18 protein-coding genes are annotated in these 11600 nt (G+C 42.5%); all 18 read left to right on the forward strand.

The genetic code is table 11. From position 1 onward, the window contains the following. The first annotated feature begins 129 nt into the window (after positions 1 to 129). The 18 genes from GTK47_RS07315 to GTK47_RS07400 all read left to right on the forward strand — a co-directional run bounded on the left by GTK47_RS07315 (position 130) and on the right by GTK47_RS07400 (position 11565). Positions 130 to 816, forward strand: coding sequence for a Rha family transcriptional regulator (locus GTK47_RS07315; protein WP_071425414.1), 687 nt, complete (start codon positions 130 to 132; stop codon positions 814 to 816). Positions 817 to 909: 93 nt separating this feature from the next. Further along, positions 910 to 1068, forward strand: coding sequence for a hypothetical protein (locus GTK47_RS07320; protein WP_165122604.1), 159 nt, complete (start codon positions 910 to 912; stop codon positions 1066 to 1068). Beyond that, positions 1061 to 1243 carry a hypothetical protein gene (locus GTK47_RS07325; RefSeq protein ID WP_165121737.1) on the forward strand — a complete coding sequence of 61 codons (183 nt, stop codon included), beginning with the start codon at positions 1061 to 1063 and terminating at the stop codon, positions 1241 to 1243. Before GTK47_RS07320 ends, GTK47_RS07325 begins: the two co-directional genes overlap by 8 nt. Positions 1244 to 1259: 16 nt before the next feature. Further along, positions 1260 to 1685, forward strand: coding sequence for a DNA-packaging protein (locus GTK47_RS07330; protein WP_060556615.1), 426 nt, complete (start codon positions 1260 to 1262; stop codon positions 1683 to 1685). Then, a complete protein-coding gene (locus tag GTK47_RS07335; protein ID WP_159287681.1) occupies positions 1669 to 2985 on the forward strand; it encodes a phage terminase large subunit in 1317 nt (438 codons plus the stop codon). The genes GTK47_RS07330 and GTK47_RS07335 overlap by 17 nt, the downstream gene beginning before the upstream one ends. Then, on the forward strand, positions 2985 to 4340 hold the full coding sequence (locus tag GTK47_RS07340; protein WP_165122605.1) for a phage portal protein: 1356 nt from the start codon (positions 2985 to 2987) through the stop codon (positions 4338 to 4340). Before GTK47_RS07335 ends, GTK47_RS07340 begins: the two co-directional genes overlap by 1 nt. Continuing rightward, complete coding sequence (locus GTK47_RS07345; protein WP_063073747.1) at positions 4291 to 5220, forward strand: phage minor head protein; 930 nt, start codon at positions 4291 to 4293, stop codon at positions 5218 to 5220. Before GTK47_RS07340 ends, GTK47_RS07345 begins: the two co-directional genes overlap by 50 nt. Positions 5221 to 5223: 3 nt before the next feature. Next, positions 5224 to 6498, forward strand: coding sequence for a hypothetical protein (locus tag GTK47_RS07350; RefSeq protein WP_165122606.1), 1275 nt, complete (start codon positions 5224 to 5226; stop codon positions 6496 to 6498). Continuing rightward, positions 6498 to 6947, forward strand: coding sequence for a hypothetical protein (locus GTK47_RS07355; RefSeq protein ID WP_121909253.1), 450 nt, complete (start codon positions 6498 to 6500; stop codon positions 6945 to 6947). Before GTK47_RS07350 ends, GTK47_RS07355 begins: the two co-directional genes overlap by 1 nt. Before the next feature lie 12 nt (positions 6948 to 6959). Then, positions 6960 to 8054 carry a major capsid protein gene (locus tag GTK47_RS07360; protein ID WP_004247762.1) on the forward strand — a complete coding sequence of 365 codons (1095 nt, stop codon included), beginning with the start codon at positions 6960 to 6962 and terminating at the stop codon, positions 8052 to 8054. A gap of 9 nt (positions 8055 to 8063) precedes the next feature. Next, positions 8064 to 8237: a hypothetical protein gene (locus GTK47_RS07365; RefSeq protein WP_004247764.1), complete on the forward strand. Its 174-nt coding sequence runs from the start codon at positions 8064 to 8066 to the stop codon at positions 8235 to 8237. A gap of 56 nt (positions 8238 to 8293) precedes the next feature. Next, positions 8294 to 8692 carry a hypothetical protein gene (locus tag GTK47_RS07370; RefSeq protein WP_165122607.1) on the forward strand — a complete coding sequence of 133 codons (399 nt, stop codon included), beginning with the start codon at positions 8294 to 8296 and terminating at the stop codon, positions 8690 to 8692. Then, entirely contained in the window at positions 8692 to 9033 is a 342-nt protein-coding gene (locus GTK47_RS07375) for a hypothetical protein (protein WP_049257615.1), read from the forward strand. The genes GTK47_RS07370 and GTK47_RS07375 overlap by 1 nt, the downstream gene beginning before the upstream one ends. 1 nt (position 9034) lies before the next feature. Beyond that, the gene (locus GTK47_RS07380; protein ID WP_165122608.1) at positions 9035 to 9403 is read left to right on the forward strand and encodes an HK97 gp10 family phage protein; all 369 of its coding nucleotides are present in this window, start codon (positions 9035 to 9037) and stop codon (positions 9401 to 9403) included. Further along, positions 9400 to 9768 carry a hypothetical protein gene (locus GTK47_RS07385; protein ID WP_165122609.1) on the forward strand — a complete coding sequence of 123 codons (369 nt, stop codon included), beginning with the start codon at positions 9400 to 9402 and terminating at the stop codon, positions 9766 to 9768. The genes GTK47_RS07380 and GTK47_RS07385 overlap by 4 nt, the downstream gene beginning before the upstream one ends. Positions 9769 to 9832: 64 nt before the next feature. Beyond that, positions 9833 to 10588 (forward strand): phage tail tube protein, encoded by a 756-nt coding sequence (locus tag GTK47_RS07390; RefSeq protein WP_036908275.1) that lies wholly within the window; start codon positions 9833 to 9835, stop codon positions 10586 to 10588. 49 nt (positions 10589 to 10637) lie between these two features. After that, entirely contained in the window at positions 10638 to 11330 is a 693-nt protein-coding gene (locus GTK47_RS07395) for a DUF6246 family protein (RefSeq protein WP_159287689.1), read from the forward strand. A gap of 70 nt (positions 11331 to 11400) precedes the next feature. Then, the gene (locus tag GTK47_RS07400) at positions 11401 to 11565 is read left to right on the forward strand and encodes a hypothetical protein (protein ID WP_165122610.1); all 165 of its coding nucleotides are present in this window, start codon (positions 11401 to 11403) and stop codon (positions 11563 to 11565) included. The last annotated feature ends 35 nt before the right edge of the window (positions 11566 to 11600 follow it).

Genomic DNA, 11600 nt, shown 5'->3' on the forward strand with positions numbered 1-11600 from the left:
ATTCACCGCGCAATTAAAACACTCACAGAACCTTACAGAAAGTCGAGCCTGAGAAAAACCGTTAATGGTGTTTTCTGTGGGGCGGTTATTTCTGGTGAACAGGTTCGCTTTTCTATAAGGAAATACACCATGTCTTTAGTGGAAATTAAAAAGTTTGATTTATTAACTAGCTCCTCCGCAATCGCTGATGGAGTTAAAAAGAAACACAAAACAGTCATTCAGCTTGTTCGTCACTATGTCGATGACCTTAATGAATTTGGAAGGGTAGCATTTGAAATGCGATCCTTTGATACCGATGGTGGACGACAGAAACAACAGGTGGCGTTACTTAATGAGCAGCAGGCAACGTTGTTAATTACATATATGCGTAATAATGATGTTGTTAGGGCATTCAAGAAAAGGCTTGTTTCTGAATTCTTTAAAATGCGGTCTGCCTTGGCTGCTAAGAAATTAGATAGAAACACATCAAGATTGGAATATAAGCCAATGACTGATGCAGTTAAAAAGTCGAGAGAAGAGCAAGGTAAAACTATTTCACCTCATCACTTCAGTAACGAGGCGGACTTAATTAATCGTATTGTGCTTGGTATGACATCTGCTAAGTTTCGTGTTCATAACGAAATAGGAAAGAAAGAGCCTATTCGTGATTACCTAACCCCAGAGCAAATACATTGCGTAACTGAATTGCAAAGAGCCAACACAGTGTTTATCTCAATGGGATGGAGCTTTGAACAACGAAAGGATGAATTAACTAAGTTGTTTAATAAAAACCATAAGCAACCATTACTCGATGAGATGCATAGATTGGCGGCGTAAAATTGCGCTTTGCTTGTAAATCAATAAATTACCGATGCACTAAAAGTTGCATCACATGAATAGGCCCTAGTGGCCTTTTTTATTAGGTGGGATATGAAAACAGGAACACTGTATTACAAAATGACACTGCGCCGTTACATGTATCCATTGTTTATTATCGGCGCTTTAATTAACAGCACTTGGTTAGTAAAGCTCTGCTACAAGAAAGAGATTGTGTTTGAAGGCCAAGAAGTGGAGTTGAGTAGTGAATAAATATCACGTAATAGCAACTAAGAAAGACGGTACAACCTACGAAGGCATGATGACTACCAAAGAGCCTCGCGTAACTAACGGGTTAATCGGTATCGCATCACTCGATGGCTCATGGGTATACATATCACCTGATGAGATTAGTGATATTAAATATGTGCCAGTGGCTGAACAGTAAATATTAAGGAAAGGGTATGGGACAACAATCTAAACAGGTTGGTTGCCCTAGCAAGCTGACTAATGAGCTAATCGCTAAGGCAAAGGAATACCTGTACGGCGGTTACAAAGAAAATGAAGGTCAGGTTATACCTAGTATTGCAGGTTTGGCGTGTTATTTGGGAATAGCTCGTTCAACTGTTTATGAGTACGGAAAGCAAGATAGTGATCTAGGTCGTGAGTTTTCGGACACGTTAGACGGGATTATGGCATTTCAGGAAATGAAGCTAATTAATAGCGGATTGGCTGGCGACTTTAACGCAACAATCACAAAGCTAATGCTGGCTAATCACGGATACTCTGAAAAGCAAGAGGTAGATCATCAGTCATCTGATGGGTCAATGTCACAGAAGCCAACAGTGATTAGGCTGGTAGGAGTATCACCTGATGGAGCAGACAGTTGATTTACCAATTCCTGCCAAGTTAGTTCCGGTGTTCGCAAAAGAAGGCGTTCGATATCGCGGTGCTTTTGGTGGTCGTGGTAGCGCAAAGACTCGCACATTCGCAATGATGAGTGCAGTAAAAGCATATCAGGCAGCAGAACAAGGCATTAGCGGAGTCATTCTTTGTGGTCGTGAGTTTATGAACTCACTCGAAGAATCATCAATGGAAGAGGTAAAACAGGCGATACGGTCTATTCCTTGGTTGAATGATTACTTTGATATTGGTGAAAAATATATCCGCACTAAATGCAAGAGGGTTAATTACGTATTCTGCGGGCTAAGACATAACTTAGATAGCATTAAATCCAAAGCAAGAATACTGCTAGCTTGGGTGGATGAAGCAGAGTCAGTATCAGATTTGGCGTGGAAAAAGCTAAGACCAACAGTCCGTGAGTCTGGTTCTGAAATATGGGTGACATGGAACCCTGAGAAGGACGGCAGTGCCACTGATAAACGTTTCAGAAAAACACCTCCAAAAAATTCAATCATCGTTGAAATGAACTACAACGATAACCCGTGGTTCCCTGATGTTCTGGAAGAAGAAAGGCTTGATGATCTTAACAGTCTTGAATATTCTGACTATGCGTGGATATGGGAAGGGGCTTATCTTGAAAACTCCGATAAGCAGGTATTGGCGAATAAATACGTTGTTCAATCGTTCCCTGATAATCTGTGGCAAAAAGCAGACAGGTTACTATTCGGTGCAGACTTCGGGTTTGCAAAAGACCCTAACACCCTTGTTCGTATGTTTATGTTAGATAGAAATCTTTATATTGAATATGAAGCATACGGTGCTGGAGTTGAGCTTAATGACATGTGGAAGTTCTACGCTGGTAAAGACGGGGCCACCGATAAGCAATTATCAGAATGGGAAGTAACTGATGACGCCAAGTTTGCAGGTATTCCAGAGGCTAGAAAGTGGCCCATTAAAGCGGACAACTCAAGACCGGAAACTATTAGCCATATTAAAAAGCAAGGTTTCAATATATCCGCAGCTAAAAAATGGCAAGGTAGCGTAGAAGATGGCATTACACATCTACGCGGATTCAAGCAAATAATCATTCATCCTCGCTGTAAAGAAACAGCAAAAGAAGCCCGTCTTTACTCGTATAAAACAGACCGGATCACAGGTGAGGTTCTTCCCATTATTGAGGATAAGAACAACCACTGCTGGGATGCGGTTAGATATGGTCTTGATGGGTATATCACACAAAAATCAAATGCAGGCCTATTGGTTCCAAAACGATTACTGAGGCGATAATGCAAGAAAATATGAAACTAGCCGTCAATCACATGGTGAGTGACGCGATAGCTCGTGCCCGTATGGCTTTGGTTAATCCAACCATGGGGCTTGATGCGAAGCGATCATCTGCTTGGTGTGAATACGGATTCAAACAAGATTTAACCTTTGAGGATTTATATAAACTATTTCGCCGTGGTGGGATTGCCTTTGGTGGGGTAACAAAACTCGTAGGTAATTGCTGGAAAACATCACCTCAAGTGATTGAGGGTGATAAAGCAGATAAATACAAGAAAGAAACAACTTGGGAAGCTTCATTTAAAAAGTACGTGAATAAGCGTATTTGGAAAGCGTTCAAAGAAGCAGATCAGAAGCGTCTTGTTGGTCGTTATGCGGGTTTAATTCTTCATATCAATGATAGTGGAAAGTGGGATGAGCCTGTAACGAAGTCAAAGTTACTTAAAAAGGCAACGCCAGCATGGGCGAATGCAATTAAGCCTACTGATTGGGTGACTGACATTAATTCTCCTAATTACGGTCAACCTAGCATGTGGCAGTACACGGAAGCGCTACCAAATGGTGGGACTAGAAATATCAATATTCATCCAAACAGGATTTTCATTCTCGGTGACTATTCAGTTGACGCTATCGGATTTCTTGAACCTGCCTATAACGCCTTTGTAAGTCTTGAAAAGGTTGAGGGTGGTTCTGGTGAGTCATTCCTTAAAAACGCAGCAAGACAGCTAAATATCAACTACGACAAAGAGTCTAGGTTAGATGAAATAGCAAGAATGTACGGCGTTGATGTTTCTGGCTTGCAGGAAATATATAACGAAGTTGCCAGAGAAATTAACATCGGTAACGATTCGGTTCTTGTTACTCAGGGGGCTAACGTTTCACCTCTGGTTAGTGCTGTATCAGATCCGACACCAACCTATATGGTTAACCTACAAACAGCATCTTCAGCGCTTGATATCCCTGCAAGGATACTTGCAATGACTCAAACAGGAGAGCGCGCCAGTACAGAGGATAACCGGTATTTCAATTCACGATGCCAATCGCGCAGAGAAAGCGAGCTCGCTTTTGAGATAGAGGACTTCATCGACCACCTAATTAACATCAAGGTACTAGAGCCTATCAGTGAGAAAACGGTTGTTTGGGATGATTTAAACGAACAGTCATCGATGGATAAGCTTGATAGCGCTGAGAAGATGAGCCGAGTTAATCAAACTGCCCTCTCTACTGGTGAGCCAGTGTTTAGTGTCGAAGAAATTAGGGCGGCGGCTGGCTATGAAAATTATAGCGAAGAGCCATTAGGTGAAACTGATGAAAATACAGAAAATAAGGACGGCGATAAGACCCGGGACGAAAGCTGATCCAACATCAGTCGATAAACTAGAACGTGGCGCAATGAGAGAGTTTGCGAAACGCATTCGCAGAATATCAAAAGGCTACATTCAACTTCTTAACAGGATCCCCTCTGAGCCAGTCGTCAATAGAAAATACCAATTCGATTTAGATCCTAACTATCTATCAATACTGTTGAGAGATGGTGAACTAATGGTTGATGAGGTGCTTTTGAATGGTGGCGAGTTTGGTAACTTTCTTTTCCTTGAGTATGTGAGCACAGCATACGAAAGAGGAACAGCACAGCAGTATGCAAACTTAGCACAGCAATCAACTGTCTACGCAGCAACTCAACAAAGTGTTGCAACGATACTGATGAGTGAGCCATATCAACTAAGAATGGCTCTAGTTCGCTCTCGTGTGTTCGAGGAAATGAAAGGGTTGTCTGGTCAGGTTAAAGCTGACATGGCTCGCATTCTTACGGATGGTATCGCGAGAGGTTTAAACCCTCGTGAAGTAGCGAGAAACCTAACCAATCAAGCTGGCATTGAAACTCGCCGAGCTAAGCGGATAGCAAGGACAGAGATACCAAGCGCATTGCGTAGGGCACGATTAGATGAAGCTGACGAAGCCAAGGAAATGCTTAACCTTGAAACTCGTGAGATTCATGTTTCAGCACTAAGCCCAACAACAAGAGCTAATCATGCAGCTAGACACGGGAAGATGTTTACGTCTGATGAACAACGTGATTGGTGGGCTCGTGACGCTAACTCAATTAACTGCAAATGCTCAACTGTAACCGTTCTTGTTGATAAAGACGGCAAGCCTTACAACAAGACTCTCATCAATAAACTGTTAGAGGAAAAAGAAGCCATGAAAGAACGTGGTTATCAATGGGCGGAGGAATAACTGATGCCAATTCAAGTAAACGTCACGACCAGGGTTAATAGCGCCTCTATTCGGCGTGAAACATACAACGGTCGTGAACACATTATTATCCCAAGTTATACGCTTCCAGCAAACGTCATTATGAATGGTGGATTATATCCAGCAAGTGAGATTGACGCCCATTACCGAGAGTTAGAAGGCACTCCTGCGCCATTAGGCCACCCTACGCTTGATGGTCAGTTTGTATCAGCGCTTTCTTTCGAGGGTCTTAATGTTGGGTATATCGGCGCAGCAAACAGAAATGTTTCCAAGGTCGGTAATCGTATCTATTTAGAAAAGTGGATAGATGTAGATAAGGCTAAAGAGTCAGAAGGAGGTAAAGAAGTTCTTCAGCGCGTCGAAGCGATTGAAAGTGGTGAAAGTTCAGAGCCAATTCATACGAGCGTTGCTGTTTTTCTTGAGCAGATCGAAGCAAACGAAGAACAGAAAGCGCAGGGTTATAACTGGATTGCAAAGATACACAGCATGGATCATGACGCAATTCTGCTTTATGAGTCAGGCGCAGCAACACCAGCTCAAGGTGTCGGAATGATGGTTAATGCTGACCAAGCCACAGAGGTTAAAACTAACAGTGGCGCTCTAGTTGGTGAAACTTATCGTGAAAAATCACATCGCCTTGAAATGGCCGCAAAGAAACAGTTCGTTGCTGGTGATGGTTATGTGTGGGTATCTGATTTCACAGACACTCATGCAGTAATCGTTATCGATGGAGGAAATGCAAAACTACATTCCTACACAAATGAAAATGGCAACATCACCTTTGATGCGCAAGGCGAAGAAGTTGAGCGCCAAGAGTCATGGGTGAAGGTTGTAACAAACAAACTTAAATCTGCTTTCAGTAAACTGCAGGCAAGCCCTGCAATCAATAACAGCACGGAGGGCGACATGCCTTTAACTCAAGAAGAAAAGAAAGAACTCGTAGGTGATATTACTCAGGCATTAGCAGCGAACCTTGCCGAGCAACTAAAGCCAATTAACGAAAAGGTTGATGCGTTACAGGTTAACCACAAGAAGCTGGAAGAATCATTAACCGCAAATCAACGCGCAGAAGAAACCGAAATGCGCAAAGTAATTGCCGAAAAATACGGTGAAGTGGTGGCTAACTCACTGCAAGGTCAAGCACTGATCGACATGCATAAACAAATTGGTGACGCAGCAAGTTTGGCCGGCAACTCAGGCGCACAGCAAGAGCAAACTGGCGCACCAGATCCAGCAGCATACTTTGGAGGTGCTAAATAATGGCTACTAGTCGCTATCGCCGTGTAAACCTTGACGGTAAATCAATCACAGAAACTCGCGCAGCAAAAGCAGTTACGTTGCCGGGCACTTTTGTTGTTATTAACGCAGACAATGAGTTCGCTCAAGCCACCACATTATCTGGTCGCATTTATGTAGCCAATCCAGCATATCACCAAGGGCTATCTATTCGTGATGGTGTTCCGGTTGGTGATTCTCTGGTTGGTGAGTATGTAGAAGAAGGTCGAGAGATGGCTGTATTGGTTCCTGCGGGCACTTATAAAAAAGACTCTCCGATCAAGCTTGGTGCTGATGGTAAAGGCGCTCTTGCATCCGCTGATACGGAATCAGTAATTGGCTACTCTCAAGATGAAGTGACGCTAAAAGCTGATGATTTCATTCGTGTTCGCTTTCGTGTTGGCACTGTGGCTACTGCAACTACTGATCAATAAAAAGGAAAAAACATGTTTTATACTGCTGAAACTTTAGCAACAAATAGCCGACTGCAACGTCAGTGGGATAGCCTATGGGCTACACGTAATATCTATAATACGCAACATAACCTGATGATAAACCAGTATCGGAATGTTATGGATGGTGAGACTTTAGCGGCAAACCAGTCAGGCGGTTTCTCTAAGGACTTTTGGAAAGAAGTAGATAACAATATTATTCAGTTGCGCGACCAAGAAACAGGCATGGAAATCGTCAATGATTTAATGGGCCTACAAACAGTGTTACCAATTGGCAAAACAGCGAAACTGTATAACGTGGTTGGCGATATTGCTGATGACGTATCAATCAGCATCGATGGTCAAGCACCATACTCTCATGATCACACCGATTATGGCTCTGATGGTGACCCAATCCCAGTATTTACCGCTGGCTTTGGTGTTAACTGGCGCCATGCGGCGGGGTTAAGCACAGTTGGTATTGATCTTGTTCTTGATTCTCAAACTGCAAAAATGCGTCAATTCAATAAGAAAGTAGTTAACTACTTCTTAAATGGTGATGCATCTATTAGTGTTGAGGGATACAAAGGCCAAGGCCTGAAAAATCACCGCAACACAGCGAAAATCGACTTAGGAGCTTCTGGTGCTAATATCGATTTAACCACAGCCGACTTGCCTGCATTGTTAGCGTTCTTTGGTTTTGGTGGTGCGTTCGGTCAGACTGCATTCAACAACAAAGTGGATGCTTACGATGTAATGTGGGTGAGTTACGAAGCATGGGGCAACTTAATTAAGCCTGTGGTTGTTTCTGTCGGTGCTGGTGCTGGTAATAGCGTGGTAAATGGTCGCATTATCGATACATTGCTGCCATATGCTGGCGTGAAAGAAATTCGTCCTACTTATGCGCTTAAAGGCTCTGAGTTTATCGCTTATCAACGTCGTAAAGATGTAGTGACTCCGTTAGTTGGTATGGCAACAGGTGTTGTTCCTAAACCTCGCTTTATGCCACAGGAAAACTATAACTTCCAAATCATGAGCGCAGCAGGTCTGCAAATTACTCGTGACGGTGACGGAAAGTCTGGTGTGGTTTATGGTGCCAAACTGAGCTAAGGATATGTAATGACAAAGTACGAGGTTATTATCCCTTGGCATGGTGTCGAAAAGGGTCAGGTGGTTGAGTTAGAAAATCTTCATCCAGCCTTTAAGGCTAATGTTAGAGCATTATCTAATGATGCCGCTGAGTTGGTCCCAGCCACACCAAAAGCCAAGTCTAAAAAAGACAAAGACGAATAGCCGCGAAAGCGGTTTTTTTATGCCCTCGAAAGGGGGCTTTGCTTTGTGAGGTAATCATGATCACAAAAGAGCAAGCCAAAGAGTACCTGACAGGGCAGGGAATAGAATTACCTGATTTTATTCTTGACGCACTTATTGAGCAGGTAGGCAGTATTCAGGAATGTCTTGATAAACACTATCCATCAGCAACAGCACTATTAATCCAGATGTATCTGCTTTCACTTATGGCACTTGGTCAAGGTGATAAGTATATCAGCTCACAAACAGCACCTAATGGCGCATCACGCTCATTTCGATATCAATCGTTTGGTGATAGATGGAAATCGGCTGCGTCACTACTGCGTGGTTTAGATAAGCACGGTTGTGCTAATGGGTTAATACCAGACGATCCAACTCAAACTGCTCATGCTGGTTTGTGGATAGCGAAAGGTGGCTGTATGTGTAGGGGGGCGTAATGAGTTCAGTTGCTAATTGGGCTTACACCTCGTGGGCTACTTTATGGCGACCAAACGGAAAAGATAAATACGGCAAAGTTACATTCTCAGAGCCGGTTCATTTTCTTTGTGGCTATGGTAGTGAGCTTAAATCTGGAAAGTTGGATGTTGGCTCTGAAATCACCATTAAGTTGGTTTTCTGGACTGAGTATGCTGATGCTAAAAAAGGTGACTTTATCGCTATCGGCAAGCACTCAGGCGATCCGTTATCTGTCGGTGCTGATGAAATAAAATTCATCAAACGCGATGAAGACCTATTCGAGCATATTGCAGATGACTACACTCTGATAACGGCGGTGTGATATGGGCGCAGAAGTAAGGGGTATTTCTCAGGCTAACGCAAACCTTAGAGCACTTGTTGGTGATATACAAGGTAAGAAAGTGATGAGAGCTATTCAGTCTGCTTTGTTGATTGGTAGTACTCAGGCGGCTATATACACACCTATTGATACATCAACACTTATCAACTCCCAATTCAGGGAAGTCACTGTTAATGGCACTCGCGTTACTGGTCGTGTCGGATATACAGCAAACTACGCGGTTTATGTTCATGATCCAAGAATTAAGCAAAACTTTAGGCGTTCAAGTGCTCGTAAAGAGTTCTTGTCTCGTGGTTTTGAGGATGAACGCAAGGCTATTGATGAAGCGGTGAGACGGGAGCTTCAAATATGATACATGAGAAGTTTGAGCGCTACTTAAACAGAGGTAATTTACTAGATGGTTTCATCGTTCAATATCTGACGTGGAATGAGAAACCAGACGAAAAAACTCAGCAATATGCTGTTATTCAGCCTGATGATGGTAGTGGTCGATTTGCTGATTTGGGTGCTGATGATTTCGTGACGCTTGTTCTAGTATCTGCGCAGTATGATCCTGAGCCTGCATTGATAAGGGCTAATGAAATTCTAAACTTTGTTGCTGAATTTCCTGATGACTGCGAACTCAATTCAATCTACAACTTAGGTGGACTACCAAGGCCCATACCAACAGAAGAAGGCCGGTTTATCCTTAAGCTTTCTTTTCGCTGTACATCTTAAATTAAACACATCTCAACAGGTCGCTTATGCGGCCTTTTTTATTTGCAAATAAAGAGGTTATAACATGGCACAATGCCCTGATGATAAAGGCCTAGTGATGGGTAACGCAGGTATTCTGCGCATTGCAAAAGGCTGCCCTGACCAAGTACCAGCACAAGATCAGTTCTTACGCTTAGGTGCATTAACAAGCAAGTCATTCGATTTCGGCATGGAGACAGTGACATCTAATGCTGATGACACTAAAGGCTTAACTGAATCAATTGTTACTGGCGCTGACTTTACCATTAGTTTTGATGGTGAATTAAAGAAAGCTGGTGTGACCGGTTCTACTTCCGCGTTTGATATTGCCAAAGAAATCCTTGATGAAATCAAAGCTGGTCGCCAACCAGATTATTGGATTCAACTTGATATGAAAGGTGATGGTTCTGATGTTGTTCAGGGCTATATGTTGTTTACATCTTGGTCAATGGAGTTTCCAACAAAAGAAATTTCTACCTATTCAGGTGAATTGAAAGTTGCTGATGCAGAAACGGTTGAATGGCTACAAGAAGAAATCGTTGTTGAAAGTATTACTGTCGAGCCAGCCACTCTGGCTGTAAAAGTAGGTGAAACCAAGACATTTACCGTCAAATTTACCCCAACCGATGCTACGAACAAAAACTACACTGCTGTGAGCGATAAGCCGAACTTTGCAACAGTTACTCAGCTTGTGAATGTAGTCACTGTACGTGGTGTTGCTGAAGGTACTGCAAATATCACTGTCACATCTGAAGATGGTAGTAAAACAGCAAAATGCGTGGTCACTGTTACCGCTGCTTAATATTACAAAGGGTGCTTTCGAGTGCCCTTGATAATATTCAGGAGGGATTATGACGCCTATTTTAGAAATCGGGGAGATGGTTATCTCTACTGATAAAAAGGATTACTTATTTAGACCATCGTTCATTAATATGACAAGAATCGGTGAGCCTAAACAGATTGTGAAAGCCTACGGTCAATTAAATGGTGCTGAGGTGCAAGAGTTAATTACTCGTGCTGTAATGAGCTACAGGGTTATTCCTGAGTGGTTAATAAAAGCCATTAGCAAGCCGACATATGGACGCAATATCCTACAAATTGCAATGATGGTTATGCAGGTGTGCTGTGATGATGATTGTTCTGAAATTATTGGTGAATGGAGATCGGGTAAGCGCGGTATTGTCTATAAAAACGGTAAGATGCCAATCGCTGACATTATCGTCATTGCTCGAGAATTATTCACTCACGGAATTATCGGTAAAGCGAAGATCCGTAAACTTCAACGCAATGAAGGCAAAAACGAATTCTCAGATGAGTTTATGGCAATTGACTACATCAGCTCTGCTCGTGCGCACTTTGGTATGAATCGAGAGGAAGCCGAACAGCTAACCATGACTGAATTTCAGATGATGCTCAAAGCTAAATATCCTGATGAAAAAGGCTTCACCAAAGAAGAATATGACAACATCATGAAACAAGATGATAAACGGAATGATGAACTGATCAGTGGTAAGCGTCGATTGGTGAGTAGGAAACGTAAATGAGTTAGTTTGCTTTCTTTTGCATCGCTGTCTATATAACATAAGATTAAATTAACTTATTGATGGTGATAATATGACCGAGAATGAATGGTTGGACGGATTAAGAGGATTTCCTGACGAAGCGATACTAAAACTTCATTTTAGTCTTCAAGAAAAGATAAAGAAGCACTATAAAATGAGAGATAAAGCGAATAATTTAAATAAGGCCATTGAGTATTGTAAGCGACAAAAAGCCTAATGCAGACGGAACTTTCAGCATCACAGCAAGTGAGT

Source organism: Proteus sp. ZN5 (genome assembly GCF_011046025.1).
Taxonomy (GTDB): domain Bacteria; phylum Pseudomonadota; class Gammaproteobacteria; order Enterobacterales; family Enterobacteriaceae; genus Proteus.

Bases quoted from the DNA above. Each gene is read 5' to 3' on its own strand.
- GTK47_RS07345 (WP_063073747.1), top strand. From the start codon at position 4,291: ATGAAAATACAGAAAATAAGGACGGCGATAAGACCCGGGACGAAAGCT.
- GTK47_RS07380 (WP_165122608.1), top strand. From the start codon at position 9,035: ATGGGCGCAGAAGTAAGGGGTATTTCTCAGGCTAACGCAAACCTTAGA.
- GTK47_RS07315 (WP_071425414.1), top strand. From the start codon at position 130: ATGTCTTTAGTGGAAATTAAAAAGTTTGATTTATTAACTAGCTCCTCC.
- GTK47_RS07355 (WP_121909253.1), top strand. From the start codon at position 6,498: ATGGCTACTAGTCGCTATCGCCGTGTAAACCTTGACGGTAAATCAATC.
- GTK47_RS07360 (WP_004247762.1), top strand. From the start codon at position 6,960: ATGTTTTATACTGCTGAAACTTTAGCAACAAATAGCCGACTGCAACGT.
- GTK47_RS07320 (WP_165122604.1), top strand. From the start codon at position 910: ATGAAAACAGGAACACTGTATTACAAAATGACACTGCGCCGTTACATG.
- GTK47_RS07390 (WP_036908275.1), top strand. From the start codon at position 9,833: ATGGCACAATGCCCTGATGATAAAGGCCTAGTGATGGGTAACGCAGGT.
- GTK47_RS07395 (WP_159287689.1), top strand. From the start codon at position 10,638: ATGACGCCTATTTTAGAAATCGGGGAGATGGTTATCTCTACTGATAAA.
- GTK47_RS07375 (WP_049257615.1), top strand. From the start codon at position 8,692: ATGAGTTCAGTTGCTAATTGGGCTTACACCTCGTGGGCTACTTTATGG.
- GTK47_RS07370 (WP_165122607.1), top strand. From the start codon at position 8,294: ATGATCACAAAAGAGCAAGCCAAAGAGTACCTGACAGGGCAGGGAATA.
- GTK47_RS07365 (WP_004247764.1), top strand. From the start codon at position 8,064: ATGACAAAGTACGAGGTTATTATCCCTTGGCATGGTGTCGAAAAGGGT.
- GTK47_RS07385 (WP_165122609.1), top strand. From the start codon at position 9,400: ATGATACATGAGAAGTTTGAGCGCTACTTAAACAGAGGTAATTTACTA.
- GTK47_RS07350 (WP_165122606.1), top strand. From the start codon at position 5,224: ATGCCAATTCAAGTAAACGTCACGACCAGGGTTAATAGCGCCTCTATT.
- GTK47_RS07330 (WP_060556615.1), top strand. From the start codon at position 1,260: ATGGGACAACAATCTAAACAGGTTGGTTGCCCTAGCAAGCTGACTAAT.
- GTK47_RS07335 (WP_159287681.1), top strand. From the start codon at position 1,669: ATGGAGCAGACAGTTGATTTACCAATTCCTGCCAAGTTAGTTCCGGTG.
- GTK47_RS07340 (WP_165122605.1), top strand. From the start codon at position 2,985: ATGCAAGAAAATATGAAACTAGCCGTCAATCACATGGTGAGTGACGCG.
- GTK47_RS07400 (WP_165122610.1), top strand. From the start codon at position 11,401: ATGACCGAGAATGAATGGTTGGACGGATTAAGAGGATTTCCTGACGAA.